Here is a 20,605-nt window from a genome sequence, read left to right as displayed (position 1 = left end):
CACAATGGATATATAATAAACTTGTAAATACAATATTGGAGGGATTTCAATGGTTATCAATTTTTTAAGAACTGATAAACGTGCTACTTTCATATTATTATTTTTACGACTTTACATAGGATATACATGGCTCGCTGCTGGAATCGGCAAAGTCTTTGGACAATCTTTTGACGCAAGTGGTTTTCTAAAGGGCGCTATTGCTCAAGCATCAGGTGACCATCCTGCAGTACAAAGTTGGTGGGCAGATTTTCTTCAACATTTTGTTCTTCCAAACGTAGACCTATTTAGCTTTTTAGTTCAATGGGGAGAAATTTTAGTAGGTCTAGGTTTAATTTTAGGCGGATTAACAAAAACAGCTGCATTTTTCGGAATCATAATGAATCTTTCATTTTTATTAAGCGGAACTGTTAGTGTAAATCCAAACCTGCTTATTTTGACTATGTTCATTTTAGTTGCAGGACAGAATGCTGGACGCATTGGATTAGATGGCTATGTTTTCCCAAAACTTTTCCGTAAAAACAACCACGGAACATATAAATTAAGTAAAACTGCGTAGTAACGGTTTACTCTTAAAATATAAATAAGAAAAAGAGCCTGCGTATAGGCTCTTTTTTATTTACTCCAAATTTAAACTCTTAACGAGCCACGAAAACCTCTGGCAGCATAATAAGAGTCTGCTCCATTGTGGTACACGAAAACATGTCCGAAGCGATAATCGCAAAATAGCGCACCACCGAGTTCTCGAATATCTGAAGGTGTTTGTACCCAGCTTGATGATTTCATATCAAAATCTCCAAGTTGTTGTAACTCTCGATATTGTTCTTCAGTTAATAGTTCAATACCCATAGCGGCTGCCACATCAATAGCGTTATTTTCTGGTTTATGCTTCTTTCTTGATTCTAACGCTTCAAGATCATAACAAAGGCTTCTACGACCTTTAGGACTCTCCTTTGAACAATCATAGAAAGTATACTCGTCCTTCTCTTTGTCATATCCAACAACATCCGGCTCACCGCCTGTTACTTCCATTTCATTAAGTGACCATAATTTTTCAGCATTAGCTTCTATCTTCGCTTCAACTTTAGCCCATTCAAGACCTTCATGGCGGTTCATGTTTTTCTCAAAACGAGCTTGTAATACTTTTATTAGTTCTTCACGTTGTTCTACAGATAACTCATTTTTATTCGCTGTCATATTCGTCCTCCGAATTAAGTTTCTTTATACTCACTTAAATCTCTTCAATAATAGTTTAGTTTACAACAAATTATATAATTTGTTGAATCTCTTTTTCAACAATCTGACCCGATTACCCAACGGAAAATCCCTGCGCGGATATCTATTATATAGTTCTAAAATCTTTCATACTTTCCCCAAGAATATAATGTGAAAACCACATCAAATTCTGCTTCATAATAGCCAAATGAACTCCTGGTTGGTCAGAACTATATGCCATTTCTTTAAATATAATTAGTTCTGTATCAACTTCCATATCTCTTAATCCTTCATATAACTCATATGCATTTGTAACTGGAATTCTTGCATCCTTTTCGCCATGTTGAATTAACGTAGGCGTACAAGCTGATTTAATATACGTCATTGGTGATGTTTTCGTATATATATCTGGATCATTCCATGGAGTATTTCCTAAATACATTCTAATAAAGTAAGGGATATCTGTATTTACGTAATGAGTACTCCAGTTCGTAATTCCGCCCCCAACTGAAATTGCCTTAAATCTGCTACTAAATGTAGCACAGAAAGCTGATATATATCCTCCGTTACTCCATCCCATAACTCCTACTCTATCTTTATCTACAATCCCTTTTTCAACTAGTTCATCCACTCCAGATATAACATCATCGTAATCAGCAAGTCCTTGTTTTCTGTAGTTCGCTTTTAAAAATTCATTGCCATAACCAGAACTTCCTCTATAGTTTGGCTCTAAAACGATAAAGCCTTTTTCAACAAACTGTTCAATCGGATATTTCTCATTGAAGCAGTCTGAAAATATCGGAAAAGATGCCCAAGCCGGACCTCCGTGAATTACTACTAATAAAGGATATTTTTTATTTGAGTCAAACTCTACTGGTCTTGATAAAACACCCTCTATTTTAAGACCATCACTACTTTGCCATGAGATGATTTCCCTGTTGCTTTTAAGCTTCCCTTCGAAAAAGCTATTTTCATTCGTTATTTTTTTATCGTCCAAATAGATTTCAAAGGTCTCATTTGTTATAGCTTTACTATAGGTTATATGATTTCCATCCTTTGTTATAGAAGCATCCATTATAAAACCATCTACGTTGTCACTTAATACTTCCATAGTGCCATCTTCAGCTAGTAATCCAATACGATAATTCGTTTTATCCTGCCATCTAATTAAAATCCCTTTAGCTGTCCACTGTAATGGCATAACCGTACTATCAAAGTTTGTTAAGGGCTGAAGTACCTCTCCAGTATTCATATCATATATCTCTAATGTACTCTCTTGTATATGGCTTCTATAATACTCCTTCTCTCTTATGCTTGCTGAGTAACATATTTTGTTGCCCTCAGGAGAAAAGCAAACGCTCCCGCCCAACAACCTATCTACATTCATCTTTTGTAGTTCCTCAGCTTCAACATCTAATATGTATAGATCACCATTCATATAATCGTTTAGGCTTGGTGTAGCCATACATACAACTTTTTTCCCATCATTTGAAATATCAAAGTCATGGATATAAAAATCCTTACCATCAGTTAATTGATAAACACCGTTAATCTCTCGTTCCTCTTTATCATTTTGTATCACTTTTTCTATTTCAACGTAGCATAAACAATTATTTTGATGTTCCTTACCTACATGTTGAAAATCTCCATATAGCTCCTTACGTTTCTTTATTTCCTCACATTCTTTTGACTGTGTAATATAATAAAAACCTTTACCGGTAGGATTCCATTTGAATATACTGATTCCTTCTTCCTCATTAGTAATTTGCACCCCACCATAACCATCTAATGACTTAACAAAGATTTGATTTTTCCCATTACCAACAGGGCTAAGGTATGCAATATCCCTAGAATTTGGAGACCATAACGGGCATGTACTATCTATATCCCCATTTGTTAATGGATAACTCTGCCCTTTACCTTTTTCATATATCCATGCATGATTTCTATATGTATTGTCTTTCCAGTTAGCTGTCCTCTTAACAAATGCTACATTTTTGCCATCATCGCTTATATTGGTACTTGATAAGGTTGGTAATGAAATAATCTCTTCTATACTTAAATATGTTTTTTCACTCACTTTCATCAATATGCCCCCTTGTAATGTCCATAAATCTCTCGTCTTTTTTTGTCGTAATAAAGGAAATTGTTCACGAATACTTAAAATAGTAACGGAAAATTCAGATAAATAAAAGTGAATCCGATAAAGTAAAACTTTAATCTATAGAGTTCTATCCACTCAAATTAAAGATTATGTGGTTTTCATCTAAATGGGAAAAATAAACGCATTTTGATTCATACATTCGTTTAAAGTGAACTTCCATCAGTAAGAGTCTTATAGCCTACGAATTGTGGAATGAAAAATGGACTAAGAATTTAATCTTAGTCCATTTTTTATTTTATATCCATTTTGTATGGAATGTACCTTCTTTATCTACTCGTTTATACGTATGCGCTCCAAAATAATCGCGCTGCGCTTGCAACAAGTTTGCAGGTAGTTTGGCAGTACGATAGCTGTCATAATAAGAAATTGCTGCTGAAAATGCAGGTATCGGAATGCCCTGTTGTACCGCCATTGAGATAATTTGGCGTAATCCACCTTGATATGACTCTACAATTTCTTTAAAGTATGGATCAAGTAAAAGGTTCGGTAGGTCAGTGTTAGTCTCATAAGCCTCTTTAATGTTCTGTAAAAAGGCAGCACGGATAATACATCCGCCTCTCCAAAGCATAGAAATGCTGCCAAAATCAAGGTTCCAATCATATTCCTCAGAAGCTGCCTTCAATTGCGTGAATCCTTGTGCATAAGAACAAATTTTACTCATATATAAAGCTTGGCGCACCGCTTCAATTAATTCGGCTTTTTCAACTCCAATTGCCGTTTTATCTTTAGGTCCAGATAAAACTTTGCTTGCGTTCACACGCTCTTCTTTTAAAGCAGAAATGCAACGTGCAAATACAGATTCCGTGATAATAGGCAGAGAGATACCTAAATCAAGTGCGCTTTGACTTGTCCATTTCCCTGTACCCTTTTGTCCTGCAGTATCAAGAATAACATCCACCAATGGCTTACCAGTTTCTTCATCTTTCTTCTTGAAAATATCGGCTGTAATCTCAATTAGATAGCTGTTCAGTTCACCTTTATTCCATTCAGCAAATATTTCATGGAACTCTTCTGCAGTCAAATCTAGTGTTTGTTTCAAGAAGAAATATGCTTCACAAATTAATTGCATATCTCCATACTCAATACCATTATGAACCATCTTTACATAGTGTCCTGCCCCATTAGGTCCGATATAAGAACAGCAAGGCTCGTTATTCACTTTTGCAGAGATGTTTTCAAGCATATCCTTTACTTTTTCGTATGCATCCTTCTGTCCGCCTGGCATAATAGATGGTCCCTTCAATGCACCCTCTTCGCCGCCTGACACACCTGCCCCGATGAAATTGATTCCTTCTTCGGCAAGACGTTTGTTTCGGCGAATTGTATCGACAAAGTATGTATTACCACCGTCAATTAAAATATCGCCTTTATCGAGGTGAGGGACTAGAGAATCAATCGCTTTATCTGTAATTTCCCCCGCATTAACCATTAATAAAATCTTTCTAGGTGATTCGAGTGAGTTAACAAACTCTTCAACTATATGAGTACCAACTAAGTTTTTACCACGGTTTTCCTCAATGGTTTCATCAACTTTTTCCTTTGAAATATCATATAGGGCAACAGAATACCCTTTACTCTCAAAGTTAAGTGCGAGGCTTTTTCCCATAACGCCCACACCAACAACTCCAATTTGTAACTTTTCCATATTCTATCGTTCCTTTCCATGTATGTTACTCTGTATTATAGTATATATACCTAAAATAACATTTTAATCAAATAATCCAACTTTTTCATTTCAATAGGCTCTGCCAGTATTCGTGCAAAAGGTTAAAGGGACACGGCACATCACTATCAAGTTAAAAAATAAAGAGAAATTTTCATCCTTATTAATCAATCATGAAAAATAACTGGTTAATTATGAAAAATCACATTAAACAGCTTCCGTATCCCTTTTACTGTTTAGAAAGATCTATACAAATAAACTTAATAATAAAGTAAACCCTAATCCGGCTACAGAAACGATAGTCTCAAGTAAAGTCCATGTTGCAAATGTTTCTTTCATGCTTAAACCAAAGTACTCTTTGAACATCCAGAAACCAGCATCGTTCACGTGTGAAGCAATTAAACTACCAGCCCCTGTTGCAAGGACAACTAAAGCAAGGTTAACATCAGATTGGCCTAACATCGGAATCACTAAACCGACAGTTGTTAATGCAGCAACCGTAGCAGACCCCAATGAAATACGTAAGATGGCAGCGATAATCCATGCGAGCAAGATCGGTGATAAGGAAGTTCCTTTGAATAATTCGGCTACATAGTTACCAACGCCGCCATCAATTAATACTTGTTTGAAAGCGCCGCCTCCACCAATAATTAAGAGCATCATCCCAATATTCGAGATCGCTGTTGTACAAGATTCCATCACGTTTTTGATTGGAATATTTCTTGCCAATCCCATTGTATAGATCGCAACTAGTAAGGATATCAACATGGCAGTATCTGCATTCCCAATAAACTCGATCGTTGCTAGTAAACTATTATCTTTGAATCCCATTGTTTTTTGCAACAAAGTAATAATTGTAGCGACTGCCATTAAAAGAACAGGCAGTAAAGCGGTAAAAACACTGATTCCAAAACCAGGAGTTTCTTCAAGTTTAAATACTTTCTGATCACCTAATGATTGTATATTACCGGTTTTTGTGAACGCCTCAGGTACTAGTTTTTTTGCAAGTTTAGTAAATACAGGTCCAGCTAACACAACCGTTGGAACCGCTATCATAAAACCATAAAGTAATACTTCACCGATGTTTGCATGCAATTCACCAGCGATAGCAGTTGGTCCTGGGTGTGGTGGTAAAAATCCGTGTGTTACAGATAAAGCAGCTGCCATCGAAATACCGAGATATAAGATAGAAACTTTTAATTCTCTTGAAATTGCAAATACAATCGGAATTAATAATACTAATCCTACTTCAAAAAATAATGCAATCCCGATAATAAATGAGGCAGTCACAACAGCCCATTGAATGTTCTTTTCACCAAATTTTTTCACAAGGGTCATGGCAATGCGTTGTGCACCCCCAGAATCTGAAAGCAACTTACCTAACATCGCACCAAGTCCAAAAACGAGTGCTAAGTGCCCAAGTGTTCCGCCTAATCCCGCTTCAATGGTTTTAAAAATCTTTTCTGGTGGCATTCCAAGTGCTAAAGCAACCCCGACTGATACAATGATTAATGAAATAAAGGTGTTTAATTTAAAGCGCATAATCAGTAAAAGTAATGCTAAAATCCCAATTGCTACAATGACTAATGGCATCGTAGTTCCCCCCTAATCTTAGCTGTATTTGTATTTATCCCGCTATTCGTGGGCAGTAAGGCCCCCACCTCGTGTTTTAGATAGAAGCGAGGCGTGGGGGATTACTGATGAAAATTTTACTTTATTAAATTTCTTTGATAATTTGCAATGCGTGTATAATCGTCTTCTAGTGCCCTTGATAGGTTAATAAATATAGGCAGTAATTGTCTGTATTCTTTTGTTGCTTCTTCTTTCGGTGTATGTTTGTAGGTACTACCAACCATTTCGGAAACGATTTCAAAAGAATCAATTTTTCCTGTGGCATAGAGACCTAATATACATGCGCCTAGACAAGAGCTTTCGTAGCTCTTTGGAACAACGACTTCAGATGCAAAAATATCGGACATCATCTGTCGCCAAACGTCAGACCTTGCGAAACCGCCTGTTGCTTGAATACGAGTTACAGGACCATCCATACATTCTGTTAATGCTAAAAATACAGTGTATAAATTATATATAACACCTTCTAAAGCTGCACGAATCATATGTTCCTTCTTATGTGACATCGTTAAACCGAAGAAGGAGCCACGTACATCTGGATTCCATAATGGTGCACGTTCCCCTGCGAGGTACGGATGGAATAATAATCCGTCTGCACCAGGTCTCACGCGTTCTGCTATTTTAGTTAATACATCGTATGGATCAATTCCTAGTCTTTTCGCAGTTTCTACTTCTGATGAAGCAAGTTCATCACGAATCCAGCGAAGGACCATCCCTCCATTGTTTACTGGTCCACCAATTACCCAATGCTTTTCTGTTAAGGCATAACAAAATATTCTTCCTTTTTTATCTGTTTGTGGTTTATCAATGATGGTCCGAATAGCACCACTTGTTCCAATTGTGACAGCAATCTCCCCTTTCCGAATTGCATTCACACCTAGATTAGAAAGCACCCCATCACTGGCACCAATGACAAACGATGTTTGGGAATCGATACCAATCTTTTGGGCTAAATCTGGATTGCAGTTGCTGAATATTTTGGTGGTTGGTACGAGTTTAGATAATTGAGCTGAGGTTATACCAGCAATTTTTAAAGCTTCCTCATCCCAATCTAGCGTTTTTAAGTTCATCATACCCATGCACGAGGCGATGGAATGATCAACAACATATTGATCAAAGAATTTTTTGAAGATATATTCTTTGATTCCAATATATTTTTTCGTTCTAATCGCAATTTCCGGATGGTCATTCACAATCCATGTAATTTTACTTAATGGTGACATTGGGTGAATAGGTGTTCCTGTTCGTCTATAAACTGTATGGCCATTCAGTTCATCTTTGATTTTATGTGCCCATGCTTCACTACGATTATCTGCCCAAGTGATACAAGGTGTCAGCGGCTGATCATTTTCATCCATGGCAATGACACTATGCATAGCACTGCTAAATGAAATAAACGATGGTTTTTTATCTGAATGCTGTTTCGTTATATTTGATATCGCTTGTAAAACAGCTTGGAAAATCTCTTCTGGATCTTGTTCCGCTGTGGATATATCCGGTGTGCGAAGTGGATAACCAATATTCTCGGTTTGAATGACTTCGCCTTTTTCAGTAAATAAAACTGCTTTCGTACTTGTTGTACCGATATCTATACCTAACATATAGCTACTCATGTCCTTGCTCAACTCCTTTAGATAACATTTGTTGTGACATCCAGAGGTCTTCGACTTTCCCTTGAACATCATCAAAGTTTTGATGTAAGGCCTTAATCATGAGGGCTCGATCTTTTGATTCGATTGCTTTTATATAAAGCTCATGATTTTTAATAATCCGTTCAAAATCTTCGTACTTTTCCTTGAAACGAGTACGCATTGATAAAAGGATTAAGCTTTCCATAACAGGCTTTAAATTATTCCAAATCATCAGGATGTAGGAATGCTCAATGGTTCGAATAATCGTTTCATGGAATAAGAGATCTTGATAAGAAAATTCATCAGAATCATGATACTTAATGGCGATTCTCATCATTTCCATTATTTTATTTAGTTCTCTTACTAAATCATTTGTGTCCATCTTTCCAAGTCGCTCAAAGATAAACGTTTCTATAAGTAAACGAACATCATATATTTCTTCAATTTCTTTCTCGGTTAAACCAATGACAACTGCGCCCATTCTTTCTAAGCGAATAATATTTTCAGAAGCTAGTAATTTTAATGCTTCACGAACGGGTGACCGACTTACAGAAAAATCGGCAGCTATTTTATTTTCTGACAGGATGGTACCGCTTTCAATCGCACCTGCAATAATGCGCATTCTCAATTCGCTCGCAACACGATCACCTGTAGAAGCTTTTGAAAGCCATTTTTCAGGATAAAGAAATTCCATTGATTTCGTCATAAATCCACCTCGTGTTAATCAAGTATACTTGTATACAAGTATTATAACTCGGATTTCTAATTATGCAAGCGCTTTTATTGTTCGCGTTGGTTCTATTAGAGGAAAGCCCATAATTATTAAGCTAACAAATCAAGTCACCCCAAAACTATTATTGTTGATAAAGAAGATTTAGGAAATGGAAAACTAAACAAGTGGTATGAAAGACAAATAATTATAGAATCTATGTAAAAAGAAGCAGCTACCTTTAAATGGAGAGGTAGCTGCTTTTTTAGTTGTTCATATTCTGCTGATGCTTTGAAATTAATTTAGACATATAGACAAAACCCTAAATTACGTATTGTCTTGTAACTCCATGAATATCTATTCGCGCTATTGTGTTTATACACTGCTCATTGATAGTTTCCCGATTAATTCTCAATAACATCATGTAACCTCTCAGCAAACTCTTTATGATGCACTGTGTTATAACCCACATGATGTCCTGGAAACTCTGCGAATTCTGTTCCGAGGTGTTCTGCTAAGTTGAATGCGCAATGATAAGGAAAAGTTTCTCTTGAAATACTTCCACCAGCTGGACGTACCTGTATCGATGCAGGTTTTAATAGGGACTTTAATGCATCGATATTTAAAGTATAGCTGAGAATTCCCGGGATTTCATAATCAGTGAAATACATCGAATTGCCAAGTAGTCGCTCTGTTAGCATATCCTTCGATGGTTCGGAATTACTATCATCAATATTTGACAATAACTTCATGACCTCACTTTGATGATTCCCTTTAAGGTCTTCCATGAAATTTATAGCCTGCTTCAACTCATTTTCAGATAAAAGTTGTAATAAAACCGGTTCGTGTGGAATTAGTAACTGTACCTGCTCAGGATGACGTATGCACAAATCAAGTCCGATAACAGCACCAGAACTACTTCCGAATACATAAGCCGGTTCTTTGGTCAGATTAGCTAGCAACCGATGAGCATCTTCGCTATGCGTGTGCACATGGTAATCCTCATTTTTATTGACGAGATTGCTACGGGAATGACCACGACGATCGTAAGTAACAACGGTATACCATTTAGCAAGATGGTCGGCGACATTATGGAACTTGTCGGCATCACCACCCCCACCATGAATCAAAAGAAGAATTGGACCCGAGCCACGCGCCTCATAATAGATGCTTGCTCCAATTACTTGCAATGTTCCGTTTTTTACTATACTCATTTGTACATTCTTCCTTTCTTTTGTCATCTCCCTTAACATTACATGATTGGTGAATGATATAAAATGCAGGAAATAACTAAGAAACAAATTCACCATAAGAAAAAGCAATGTGTAGCTTTAAAATAAAGTTTGATTAAAAATACTGTGTTAAACCGTATTCTATGATGAATAAAAAGAAACCATTTTGAAAAAGTCTAATCAAAATGGTTTCTTATCCAACAGGTTTATGTTTATGTTTATGTTTTATAAAAAAGTTTGATCATAGCTTATTTACAATTCTTTGATTAAAGAGATAAAGCATCTCACCTTTTTTATAAACGTCTTAACTTTATTTCAAAACTACAATATATTTACTAACCTACTAATCTCCTACTCAACCGTAACAGACTTAGCTAAGTTACGTGGCTTATCAACGTCACACTCGCGGTGAAGTGCTGCGTAGTATGAGATAAGTTGTAATGGAATAACTGCTACTAGCGGTGCTAGTGCTTCGTGTACAGCTGGTAATACGAAGCTGTCACCTTCCATTTCTAAGCCCTTCATTGAGATGATACATGGGTTAGCTCCGCGTGCTACTACTTCTTTCACGTTACCACGAATTCCAAGGTTTACGTGTTCTTGTGTAGCAAGTGCGATAACTGGTGTACCGTTTTCGATTAAAGCGATTGTACCGTGTTTTAATTCTCCTCCAGCAAATCCTTCTGCTTGGATGTAAGAGATTTCTTTTAGCTTTAACGCTCCTTCTAATCCTACGTAGAAGTCTACGCTACGTCCGATGAAGAAACAGTTACGAGTTGTTGCTAAAAATTGTTTTGCTAATGCGTCCATTTCTTCTTTTTGATCACAAAGTTGTACCATTGCATTTGCTACAAGTCCTAGTTCGTGTGTTAAGTCAAAACCAAGAACTTCACCTTTTGCTTTAGCAATATCTGCAGCTAAAATTGAAAGTACTGCAAGCTGTGCTGTGTAAGCTTTCGTTGATGCAACGGCGATTTCTGGTCCCGCGTATAACGGAAGTGTATAATCCGCTTCACGAGAAAGTGTAGAACCAGGTACGTTTGTAATTGTTAATGCTTTATGACCCATTTCATTTGTTTGTACAAGTACTGCACGGCTATCAGCTGTTTCACCACTTTGTGAAATGTAAATGAAGAATGGTCTTTCTGTTAATAATGGCATGTTATAAGAGAATTCACTTGCTACATGCACTTCAACTGGCATTTTTGCAAACTTCTCGATAAATTGTTTTCCAACAAGACCTGCATGATAACTTGTTCCACATGCAATGATGTAAATACGATCGCTATCTAAAATCGCATTGCGGATGTCTTGATCTAATTCAATCTCGCCATTTTCATCTTGGTACTTTTGAATTATATTACGGATAACAAGTGGTTGCTCATCGATTTCTTTAAGCATGAAATGAGGGTATGTTCCTTTTTCAATATCACTTGCGTCTAATTCCGCTGTAAACGGTGCACGTTCAATCGTTTCACCTTGTAAGTTTTTAATTGTAATACTTTCTTTCGTTACAATTACAATTTCTTTATCCATTAATTCAATAAATTGATCTGTAACTTGTAACATCGCCATAGCGTCGCTCGCCACAACATTAAAGTTGTCACCAACACCTACTAATAGCGGGCTTTTGTTTTTAGCAACATAAATCATGTTTGGATTTTCAGCATCAAGTAATCCGATTGCATAAGAGCCATGTAAAAGAGATAGCGTATTACGGAACGCTTCTTCTACACTTAGTCCTGTGCTCACTTGTTGTTCCATAAGCTGTACGATAACCTCTGTATCCGTTTCACTTACGAACGTGACATCTTGTAAATATTCCTTCTTCACTAACTCATAGTTTTCAATTACACCGTTATGAACTAGTGTAAAACGCTTTGATGTACTTTGATGCGGATGCGCGTTTACTTTGCTCGGAACACCATGTGTAGCCCAGCGTGTGTGACCGATCCCCACGCTTGTTGCTACGTTCTCATCTACGATTTCGCGAAGTTTTGCAATACGGCCTTTTTCTTTGTATACAACAACACCGTTCTCTGCTTGTACTGCAATACCTGCTGAATCATATCCACGATATTCTAGCTTTTCTAAACCTTTTAATAAAATTTCCTTTGCATCTTGCTCTCCAATAAATCCTACGATTCCACACATGTTTAGTCGCCGTTACAAATGCTTACACTGCTCTGCGAACATGTAACGACATAGTCCGATACCATTTTTATTTATACTAAAAAACGGATTACATATTGCTAGCCCTGTAAGCTTGTAACGGCTTTCACCTTCCTCTCGATTGGGTTTAAGTCCGTATATACTTATACAGCTAGTTTGTATCCGTTCCTTTTCTCTCATCACACTTTCACCTTTGTCCACTAAGTCACCTTAATGATTTAAGTAAAAGCTTGCGGTTGTGATGAACAACCGGGAGCCATCCGCCGAAATCTCGATAAACCCCACCTCGTCAACTACACTACTTGTAGTTCTGGCGCTTCTATAATTTACAATATTTCCTTTGAGAAAAAGAACAAGACCATCTTATAACAAACATGGATAAACCGTCAATGAAAATTTTTTCACCATCTATAAAACATATGAAAAAGGAGCACTTATTGTGCTCCTTTTCAATAAATTTATTAAATTATTCAGCGCCAACTTCCGCTTTCACAACTTCTACAATGCGATGTACATATGCATCACAAACTTCTTGTGTTGGTGCTTCTGCCATTACACGAATAAGTGGTTCTGTTCCAGATGGACGAACAAGAATGCGGCCATCACCATTCATTTCTTCCTCTACAACACGAATAATTTCTTTAATTTTTTCGTTTTCTAGTGCTAGTTTTTTATCTGTTACACGAACGTTTACTAGTAATTGCGGGAATTTTGTCATTTCTCCTGCAAGCTCAGATAATGGTTTTTTCGTCATTTTCATAATGTTTACAAGTTGAAGTGCACTTAACATTCCATCACCAGTTGTAATGTAATCAAGTAAGATAATATGGCCTGATTGTTCTCCACCTAAGTTGTAACCTCCGCGCTTCATTTCTTCCATTACGTATCGGTCACCAACTGCTGTTTTATCACTTGTAATACCGTTAGCTTCAAGTGCTTTGTAGAAACCTAAGTTACTCATAACTGTTGAAACAACTGTATTATGCTTTAGTTGACCAGTTTCTTTCATGTACTTTGCACAAATAAACATAATTTGATCGCCATCAACAATGTTTCCTTTTTCATCTACAGCGATTAAACGGTCACCATCACCATCGAAAGCAAGACCAATATCAGCACCTTTTTCTTTTACTAATTCAGCTAATACTTCTGGATGCGTAGAACCTACTCCATCGTTAATGTTCATACCGTTTGGTGAAGTTCCCATTGTTGAAATATCAGCTTCTAAATCAGCAAATAAGTACGGAGCTAAAGAAGACGTAGCACCATGCGCACAATCTAAAGCGATATGTAAACCTGAGAAATCTTCCTCTACAGTTTGTTTAATGTATTGTAAATACTTTTGTCCACCTTCAAAATAATCACTCACTTGCCCAAGGTTCGTACCTGTTGGACGTGGTAATTCATCCACTTCTTTGTCTAATAAAGCTTCAATTTCTGCTTCTTGCTCATCTGTTAATTTAAAACCGTCTGAACCGAAGAATTTAATTCCGTTATCTTGTACTGGATTATGAGATGCAGAAATCATAACACCAGCTTGTGCATCTAACGCTTTCGTTAAATAAGCAACACCTGGTGTAGAAATAACACCAAGACGCATTACTTCTGCTCCAGTTGATAATAGACCTGCTACTAAAGCTCCTTCTAACATATGTCCTGATATACGTGTATCACGGCCGATAATTACTTTTGGACGGTCTGTATCTTTTGTTAATACATAACCACCAAAACGTCCAATTTTGAACGCTAATTCAGGTGTTAACTCCTTATTCGCAACCCCGCGTACTCCATCTGTACCAAAATATTTACCCATTATGATTCGCTCCTTTTTCTGGCTCTTTTTGATTATCTACTGTTGGCTCTTGGCTAGTTTCTTTATCTTCATTTTGTTCCGATTCCTTCTCCTTTTCCTTTTCCTTTTCTGGATCAGGCTTAGGTTCAGGTTCAGGATTTTTTGGTTTTTCAGTTTGATTATCTTTATTATTATTTGAATTTGGTTGCTCACCGTTACCCTGTACTTCTTTATCGGGATTTTCTTTCTTCACAATTGTAACTTTAGCACTTTTTTGTTTTGGCTCTATTGAAATATTACCAGGGCCACCCACTTGAATAGCAACATCCTTCGTCCCAGGAGACACATTTTGTAGATTAATCACTGCTGTTATTTGAGCAGCTGTTATTTTATCTACTATACTTGTTTCTCCTGAAATATCAACGCTTATCTTCCCATCTTGCGGCGAAAGTAACTGGGCCGTAACGTCTTTAGAAAGTCCATTTTTTTGAATTGATATACCATCAATCGTTCTTGTTTTCGTTTGTTTTGTTTTTTGTACGCCTACTGAAACCTTTACTTGATTTGGCTTCGCACTTGTTACACCCTTTGGTAATAAAACAGAGGTATCGAATGTTGTAGACTCTGTCAATTGACTAAGATCTACTTCGACCCCCTCTATCGATTGTATATTATCCAATATATCTTTTGGACCTGCTATCGTTACTTCTCTCGGCTCAACGCTAATATTTGTAACGGCCAATCCTTCCGGTAAACTCCCCTTTTTCGCATATGTTATAGGAACAGTTTTTTCAGTATTATTGGCCGTAGCTTGCGTCGCCACATTCAACGTTACACTAATTTTAGATGGACTTGTTCTTACATTTAAACGTTTTCCTTCTTTATTGTATAATGTAACTTCGGCTGTTTTTGTAACAGTTTTATTAACACCTTTTAAATCAACATACGCCTTAGCAGATGAAATACTTTCAATTTCTTCTTTCGTCCCAACTACCTCAACCGTATCAGGTTTAATGTTTGATTTTTCGAGAGTAGCACCAGCTGGCATTTGATCCTCATTTGATAATTTCAAGTCTACATGAACATATTTTCTCGCTTTTTCATGAAGAGTAATTTTAATTGTTGATGGCTGAACTGTTCCTTTCACATCATCTGGAAGTCCATTCGTTTTCAAAGAAACTTCATACGTTCCTTTTTCGCTACCTCTCAAATCAACTGGTATATCAAATTGTTTTTTCGCTTTTGCCGTAGCAACTGCTGCTTTTGGACCCTCTAACTTCACCTTAACGCCCTCTGCCGGAATACCACTTACAATATATTTCTCTTCATCATACTTAACGTTAATAGCATAATTAGTTAATGTTTCTTTCGCATCATTTGCAAAAGGTAGTATCCCCGATGTCGTATTTTTTTCAGTTAAAGTCGCTGACATAAAAAGCATACACGCCAATAGTAATGAGATCCCCTTTAAAAACCAATGATTCTCCATTAACTTATCCATGACGCTTTCTCCTCCAATTCCATAAAGACGAAGAAGTCGTTTTTTCGTTCGCACTAAATTCAGATAACAACATATCTTTCAGTTGTTCTGTCTTCAAATCACGATGCAACTTACCATTTTTCGTTAAAGAAATTTGGCCTGTTTCTTCCGACACAACTACTGTAATACTATCAGTAACTTCACTAACTCCCATTGCAGCGCGATGCCTAGTTCCTAACTCTTTAGAAATAAATGGACTTTCCGATAACGGAAGATAGCAAGCTGCTGCTTTAATGGTACTTCCTTGCATAATTACTGCTCCATCGTGAAGAGGTGTGTTTGGAATGAAAATATTAATGAGTAATTCCGATGATACGTTTGCATTTAGCGGAATACCCGTTTCTACATAATCACCCATACCGGTCTCTTTTGACAAGGTAATTAATGCACCAATTCTACGTTTCCCCATATATTCCGTTGCTTTCGCTATCGCTGTTGCAACCATTTCAGGCTCATCATCCTCGTGAGTTCCAGTACGCGAAAATAAACTCCCGCGTCCTAGCTGCTCAAGCGCTCTTCGCAATTCTGGCTGGAAAATAATAATAACGGCTAAAAATCCCCACGTTAATACTTGTTCAGTTAGCCAATATAGCGTTCGCAATTCAAGAAAAATACTGATCATCCGAACGACAATAATAACTGTAATCCCTTTTAAAAGTTGAACAGCTTTCGTCCCTCGGATTATGAGAATTAGCTTATATATAATAAACCATACAACGGCAATATCTAATGCCGTACTAAGATATTTCAAAATGGTCGTATCTTCAAAAGGCATGCTAACCCTTCCTCCTACTTACGAGCAATTCTATCCATATATTGAAATATTGTTTTATGCTCTATCTGTATGTATTTCCAACAACTAGTTAATTATACCATACATGAAACAAACGACAATTACAAACAACCCCCTTTAGTCTAAATTGGTAAGATGTCAAACATTCTTATCGTACAGTATAATATAAATCATTATTATACGCCTATTTTCAAATAAAAAAAGCAACTTCTCAGTTGCTTTTCTTACATTTATTTTAGTTTTTCACCGAATAAAGAACCCATTAAAGCAACCGCTGTTGTTGCCGTTCTATTTCGCTCATCTAAAATCGTATTTACCTCAACAAACTCGGCAGATGTAACAATATCAGCTTCCGCTAACATCTCCATTGCTAAATGACTTTCACGATAAGATAAGCCACCAATTACAGGTGTTCCAACTCCTGGTGCATCGTGAGGATCAAGACCATCTAAATCTAATGATAAATGCACACCATCAGTATGAGATAAATACGCGATTGTTTCTTCCATAACAGCCGTCATACCCATACGATCAATCTCGTGCATTGAAAATACTTTAATACCTTCATTTCGAATAAAGTCTTTTTCTCCTTCATCTAATGCACGTGCACCGATAATTACGACATTCTCTTTTTTCACCTTTGGATATGCCCCGTATAAATCTACAAGCGTGGGATGTCCATACCCTAAACTTGCTGCAAGTGACATACCGTGAATATTTCCAGATGGTGAAGTTTCTTCTGTATTTAAATCACCATGTGCATCATACCAAATAACACCTAGGTTTTTATAATGTTTCGCAACACCAGCTAATGTACCAATAGCGATACTATGATCGCCACCTAATACAAGTGGAAAACGCCCTTCTTCTATAATATGATCCACCTTACTTGCTAATTCGTTACATACAGTTGCAACTTGTGTAAGGTTTCTTAAGCTTGTATTTACATCTACTTCTTTTTCTCTCTCTATACATATATCTCCCATATCTTTAACGTCATATCCAATTTCTTCAATTCTTTCAATTACACCTGCATAACGGATTGCGCTTGGTCCCATATCAACGCCACGACGCATCTGCCCTAAATCCATTGGAACTCCAATAACTGAGATTTCTTTTTTCATAGATAGTATCCCCCTTTTGTGCCTTCACTAAATATTTTAAATCTTTTATATAGTCTGACTCAACTCGACATTTTTCTGTATGGATATACAAATTATTCACTTATATTCGCTTCAAAATCCAAATGTTAAGACTATTCTATGTATAAAGTTAACTTAATGAAGCAACTACTATCATTATTATTAGATAATAATAAAAAACACTCCCGCATTTAGAAGGGTTTTTCTGATGCTATTTTCCACACTGTTGCAATATTCTTTGCTGTCATTTCAATATTCTCTTCTGCTACTTTATATGCCTCCTCTAATGTCATCGGACTTGTTGTAATACTAAATACTGCATCAACTCCTTTTTCATGAACAGCCGAGTAATTCGGAGATACTGATCCCCCAATCGCAATGACAGGAATATGAAGACGCTTTGCACGCTCCGCAACACCTACTGGTGCCTTTCCATATGCTGTTTGTTCATCTATTCTCCCTTCGCCAGTTATAATTAAATCTGCACCTTCTATATGCTTATCAAAATTTGTATAATCTAATACAATTTCAATTCCTCTCCGCAAGCCTCCCTTTAGCACTGCAATAACAGCTGCACCCATACCTCCTGCAGCTCCTGCACCAGGTATTTTAGATACGTCGCAAAATAGGTATTGTTTAAGGATATGCGCATAATGCTTTAAATTCTCATCCAGCTCTTTCATCATCTCTTCATCCGCACCCTTTTGTCGTCCAAATACGAAAGATGCTCCTTTTATTCCAACTAACGGATTATCTACATCACATGCTGCTTCTATCTTTATATGCTTTAAGCGTGAATCCATTTGTGAAAAATCAATAGAGACAATCGAATGTAACGTTCCACCAGACGGCTCTATTACTTCTCCTTTTCCATTTATGAACTTGACTCCTAAAGCTGACAACATACCCGCTCCTCCATCATTTGTAGCACTTCCCCCAAGTCCTAAAATGATATGCTCAGCTCCTTCGTCTAGCGCATGTAGTATAAGTTCTCCTGTTCCTTTCGTCGTCGTAATAAGTGGGTTTCGCTTTTTAGCCGGAACGTGTTGTAAGCCTGATGCTGCTGCCATTTCAATAAACGCTGTCTTTTTATCTTTAGACATACCGTAAAAGGCTTGTACGCTCTCTCTAAGCGGTCCTGTCACATGAAATGATATAATCCTCCCGCTTGTAGCATCAACAAGGGAATCGACCGTTCCTTCCCCTCCATCTCCAATTGGTATTTTTACGTACTCTGCTTTAGGAAAAATTGCTCCAAAACCTCTTTCAATAGCTTCACATACTTCTATAGCTGTTAAGCTTTCTTTATATGAATCAGATGCAATAACAACTTTCATAATTATCCCCATCCTTTATTTTCACGTTTTCTCTATTTTAAATGACAAGTATGAAAGTTGTCTTTTTAAACACAAAAAAAGCTTACATCATATGATGTAAGCTTTCTCTATTAGATGGAGCCTAGCGGGATCGAACCGCTGACCTCCTGCGTGCAAGGCAGGCGCTCTCCCAGCTGAGCTAAGGCCCCTTAGTAATTAAGCGGAAGACGGGATTCGAACCCGCGACCCCAACCTTGGCAAGGTTGTATTCTACCACTGAACTACTTCCGCAAAAATGGTGAGCCATGAAGGACTCGAACCTTCGACCCTCTGATTAAAAGTCAGATGCTCTACCAACTGAGCTAATGGCTCGTAAATGGCTGGGCTAGCTGGATTCGAACCAGCGCATGACGGAGTCAAAGTCCGTTGCCTTACCGCTTGGCTATAGCCCATTAATATTTACTAGTATGGTTATCTTTTCAAAAAAATAAACCCTCTCAGGTTATTTTAAAGAAAATGGTGGAGGGGGGCAGATTCGAACTGCCGAACCCGAAGGAGCGGATTTACAGTCCGCCGCGTTTAGCCACTTCGCTACCCCTCCGACATTTAAAATATATATGGTGGAGGATGACGGGATCGAACCGCCGACCCCCTGCTTGTAAGGCAGGTGCTCTCCCAGCTGAGCTAATCCTCCAAAAGTGGTGACCCGTACGGGATTCGAACCCGTGTTACCGCCGTGAAAGGGCGGTGTCTTAACCACTTGACCAACGGGCCAAAAAAGTTTTAAACCTATTCCCAAGCTTCCAACCGGGCTTGAACCGGTGACCTCTTCCTTACCATGGAAGTGCTCTACCAGCTGAGCTATGGAAGCATAATGGCTCCGCAGGTAGGACTCGAACCTACGACCGATCGGTTAACAGCCGATAGCTCTACCACTGAGCTACTGCGGAATAATATTAGCCTGGCAACGTCCTACTCTCACAGGGACAAGGTCCCAACTACCATCGGCGCTAGAGAGCTTAACTTCCGTGTTCGGTATGGGAACGGGTGTGACCTCTCTGCCATCATTACCAGACTTTTATCATTATAAACATTTCTTTCGAAATGTCAAGAAGAAAATTATATATTCCTTCAAAACTAGATAACATTTGCTACATATTATATGGTTAAGTCCTCGATCTATTAGTATTCGTCAGCTCCACATGTCACCATGCTTCCACCTCGAACCTATCAACCTGATCATCTTTCAGGGATCTTACTAGCTTACGCTATGGGAAATCTCATCTTGAGGGGGGCTTCATGCTTAGATGCTTTCAGCACTTATCCCTTCCGCACATAGCTACCCAGCTATGCCCTTGGCAGAACAACTGGTACACCAGCGGTGCGTCCATCCCGGTCCTCTCGTACTAAGGACAGCTCCTCTCAAATTTCCTACGCCCACGACGGATAGGGACCGAACTGTCTCACGACGTTCTGAACCCAGCTCGCGTACCGCTTTAATGGGCGAACAGCCCAACCCTTGGGACCGACTACAGCCCCAGGATGCGATGAGCCGACATCGAGGTGCCAAACCTCCCCGTCGATGTGGACTCTTGGGGGAGATAAGC

General features: G+C 37.9%; 15 protein-coding genes, 9 tRNA genes and 2 rRNA genes (1 of these 26 running past the window's edge). 1 reads left to right on the top strand and 25 read right to left on the bottom strand.

Annotation, left to right across the window (positions count from 1 at the left end):
- Positions 1-49: 49 nt before the first annotated feature.
- Positions 50-556, top strand: a complete 507-nt coding sequence (locus PSR14_RS01010; RefSeq protein ID WP_098487037.1) for a DoxX family membrane protein — start codon at positions 50-52, stop codon at positions 554-556.
- 71 nt (positions 557-627) lie between these two features.
- Here the strand turns inward: PSR14_RS01010 and PSR14_RS01005 are convergent, their stop codons facing one another.
- From PSR14_RS01005 to PSR14_RS00885, 25 genes are all read right to left on the bottom strand, one after another.
- Positions 628-1,194 (bottom strand): DUF4256 domain-containing protein, encoded by a 567-nt coding sequence (locus PSR14_RS01005; RefSeq protein WP_000126341.1) that lies wholly within the window; start codon positions 1,192-1,194, stop codon positions 628-630.
- 145 nt (positions 1,195-1,339) lie between these two features.
- Positions 1,340-3,298, bottom strand: coding sequence for a S9 family peptidase (locus PSR14_RS01000; RefSeq protein ID WP_113732705.1), 1,959 nt, complete (start codon positions 3,296-3,298; stop codon positions 1,340-1,342).
- Positions 3,299-3,611: 313 nt separating this feature from the next.
- Positions 3,612-5,021: an NADP-dependent phosphogluconate dehydrogenase gene (gndA, locus tag PSR14_RS00995; RefSeq protein ID WP_000413557.1), complete on the bottom strand. Its 1,410-nt coding sequence runs from the start codon at positions 5,019-5,021 to the stop codon at positions 3,612-3,614.
- A 264-nt stretch (positions 5,022-5,285) separates the two neighbouring features.
- Positions 5,286-6,632 carry a gluconate permease GntP gene (gntP, locus tag PSR14_RS00990; RefSeq protein ID WP_001131721.1) on the bottom strand — a complete coding sequence of 449 codons (1,347 nt, stop codon included), beginning with the start codon at positions 6,630-6,632 and terminating at the stop codon, positions 5,286-5,288.
- A gap of 116 nt (positions 6,633-6,748) precedes the next feature.
- Positions 6,749-8,284: a gluconokinase gene (gntK, locus tag PSR14_RS00985; protein WP_000100545.1), complete on the bottom strand. Its 1,536-nt coding sequence runs from the start codon at positions 8,282-8,284 to the stop codon at positions 6,749-6,751.
- On the bottom strand, positions 8,277-9,008 hold the full coding sequence (gene gntR, locus PSR14_RS00980; protein WP_098487035.1) for a gluconate operon transcriptional repressor GntR: 732 nt from the start codon (positions 9,006-9,008) through the stop codon (positions 8,277-8,279). The genes gntK and gntR overlap by 8 nt, the downstream gene beginning before the upstream one ends.
- Positions 9,009-9,415: 407 nt before the next feature.
- Positions 9,416-10,225 (bottom strand): alpha/beta fold hydrolase, encoded by an 810-nt coding sequence (locus tag PSR14_RS00975; RefSeq protein WP_098487034.1) that lies wholly within the window; start codon positions 10,223-10,225, stop codon positions 9,416-9,418.
- 369 nt (positions 10,226-10,594) lie between these two features.
- A complete protein-coding gene (gene glmS / locus PSR14_RS00970; protein WP_000334168.1) occupies positions 10,595-12,397 on the bottom strand; it encodes a glutamine--fructose-6-phosphate transaminase (isomerizing) in 1,803 nt (600 codons plus the stop codon).
- Positions 12,398-12,409: 12 nt separating this feature from the next.
- On the bottom strand, positions 12,410-12,595 hold the full coding sequence (locus PSR14_RS00965) for a hypothetical protein (RefSeq protein ID WP_001208183.1): 186 nt from the start codon (positions 12,593-12,595) through the stop codon (positions 12,410-12,412).
- Between the two features lie 286 nt (positions 12,596-12,881).
- The gene (glmM, locus tag PSR14_RS00960) at positions 12,882-14,228 is read right to left on the bottom strand and encodes a phosphoglucosamine mutase (protein WP_000521474.1); all 1,347 of its coding nucleotides are present in this window, start codon (positions 14,226-14,228) and stop codon (positions 12,882-12,884) included.
- The gene (locus tag PSR14_RS00955) at positions 14,221-15,708 is read right to left on the bottom strand and encodes a YbbR-like domain-containing protein (protein WP_098487033.1); all 1,488 of its coding nucleotides are present in this window, start codon (positions 15,706-15,708) and stop codon (positions 14,221-14,223) included. The genes glmM and PSR14_RS00955 overlap by 8 nt, the downstream gene beginning before the upstream one ends.
- Positions 15,701-16,522 carry a diadenylate cyclase CdaA gene (gene cdaA, locus PSR14_RS00950; protein WP_001115701.1) on the bottom strand — a complete coding sequence of 274 codons (822 nt, stop codon included), beginning with the start codon at positions 16,520-16,522 and terminating at the stop codon, positions 15,701-15,703. Before cdaA ends, PSR14_RS00955 begins: the two co-directional genes overlap by 8 nt.
- A gap of 248 nt (positions 16,523-16,770) precedes the next feature.
- Complete coding sequence (rocF, locus tag PSR14_RS00945; protein ID WP_000711569.1) at positions 16,771-17,664, bottom strand: arginase; 894 nt, start codon at positions 17,662-17,664, stop codon at positions 16,771-16,773.
- Between the two features lie 209 nt (positions 17,665-17,873).
- A complete protein-coding gene (locus PSR14_RS00940; protein ID WP_000869602.1) occupies positions 17,874-19,019 on the bottom strand; it encodes a glycerate kinase in 1,146 nt (381 codons plus the stop codon).
- A 115-nt stretch (positions 19,020-19,134) separates the two neighbouring features.
- Positions 19,135-19,207: transfer RNA gene (locus tag PSR14_RS00935), tRNA-Ala, on the bottom strand.
- Between the two features lie 10 nt (positions 19,208-19,217).
- Positions 19,218-19,289: transfer RNA gene (locus PSR14_RS00930), tRNA-Gly, on the bottom strand.
- 5 nt (positions 19,290-19,294) lie between these two features.
- Positions 19,295-19,370 (bottom strand) — tRNA-Lys (locus tag PSR14_RS00925).
- A gap of 5 nt (positions 19,371-19,375) precedes the next feature.
- Positions 19,376-19,450 (bottom strand) — tRNA-Gln (locus tag PSR14_RS00920).
- Positions 19,451-19,515: 65 nt separating this feature from the next.
- Positions 19,516-19,599 (bottom strand) — tRNA-Tyr (locus tag PSR14_RS00915).
- Positions 19,600-19,616: 17 nt separating this feature from the next.
- Positions 19,617-19,692: transfer RNA gene (locus PSR14_RS00910), tRNA-Val, on the bottom strand.
- A 5-nt stretch (positions 19,693-19,697) separates the two neighbouring features.
- Positions 19,698-19,772 (bottom strand) — tRNA-Glu (locus PSR14_RS00905).
- Positions 19,773-19,796: 24 nt separating this feature from the next.
- Positions 19,797-19,869: transfer RNA gene (locus tag PSR14_RS00900), tRNA-Thr, on the bottom strand.
- A 4-nt stretch (positions 19,870-19,873) separates the two neighbouring features.
- Positions 19,874-19,948, bottom strand: a tRNA-Asn gene (locus PSR14_RS00895).
- Between the two features lie 9 nt (positions 19,949-19,957).
- Positions 19,958-20,073: ribosomal RNA gene (gene rrf / locus PSR14_RS00890) — 5S ribosomal RNA — on the bottom strand.
- 87 nt (positions 20,074-20,160) lie between these two features.
- Positions 20,161-20,605: ribosomal RNA gene (locus PSR14_RS00885) — 23S ribosomal RNA — on the bottom strand; it runs 2,478 nt beyond the window's last position.

This window comes from Bacillus sp. A01H, assembly GCF_045277205.1.
Taxonomy (GTDB): domain Bacteria; phylum Bacillota; class Bacilli; order Bacillales; family Bacillaceae_G; genus Bacillus_A; species Bacillus_A paranthracis.
Note: the sequence above shows the minus strand (reverse complement) of the source record. Positions and strands in the feature narration are given on the sequence as shown.

Bases quoted from the DNA above. Each gene is read 5' to 3' on its own strand.
- glmS (WP_000334168.1), bottom strand. From the start codon at position 12,397: ATGTGTGGAATCGTAGGATTTATTGGAGAGCAAGATGCAAAGGAAATT.
- PSR14_RS01005 (WP_000126341.1), bottom strand. From the start codon at position 1,194: ATGACAGCGAATAAAAATGAGTTATCTGTAGAACAACGTGAAGAACTA.
- gntP (WP_001131721.1), bottom strand. From the start codon at position 6,632: ATGCCATTAGTCATTGTAGCAATTGGGATTTTAGCATTACTTTTACTG.
- gndA (WP_000413557.1), bottom strand. From the start codon at position 5,021: ATGGAAAAGTTACAAATTGGAGTTGTTGGTGTGGGCGTTATGGGAAAA.
- PSR14_RS01010 (WP_098487037.1), top strand. From the start codon at position 50: ATGGTTATCAATTTTTTAAGAACTGATAAACGTGCTACTTTCATATTA.
- cdaA (WP_001115701.1), bottom strand. From the start codon at position 16,522: ATGCCTTTTGAAGATACGACCATTTTGAAATATCTTAGTACGGCATTA.
- glmM (WP_000521474.1), bottom strand. From the start codon at position 14,228: ATGGGTAAATATTTTGGTACAGATGGAGTACGCGGGGTTGCGAATAAG.
- PSR14_RS01000 (WP_113732705.1), bottom strand. From the start codon at position 3,298: ATGAAAGTGAGTGAAAAAACATATTTAAGTATAGAAGAGATTATTTCA.
- PSR14_RS00975 (WP_098487034.1), bottom strand. From the start codon at position 10,225: ATGAGTATAGTAAAAAACGGAACATTGCAAGTAATTGGAGCAAGCATC.
- gntR (WP_098487035.1), bottom strand. From the start codon at position 9,008: ATGACGAAATCAATGGAATTTCTTTATCCTGAAAAATGGCTTTCAAAA.
- rocF (WP_000711569.1), bottom strand. From the start codon at position 17,664: ATGAAAAAAGAAATCTCAGTTATTGGAGTTCCAATGGATTTAGGGCAG.
- gntK (WP_000100545.1), bottom strand. From the start codon at position 8,284: ATGAGTAGCTATATGTTAGGTATAGATATCGGTACAACAAGTACGAAA.
- PSR14_RS00965 (WP_001208183.1), bottom strand. From the start codon at position 12,595: ATGAGAGAAAAGGAACGGATACAAACTAGCTGTATAAGTATATACGGA.
- PSR14_RS00940 (WP_000869602.1), bottom strand. From the start codon at position 19,019: ATGAAAGTTGTTATTGCATCTGATTCATATAAAGAAAGCTTAACAGCT.
- PSR14_RS00955 (WP_098487033.1), bottom strand. From the start codon at position 15,708: ATGGATAAGTTAATGGAGAATCATTGGTTTTTAAAGGGGATCTCATTA.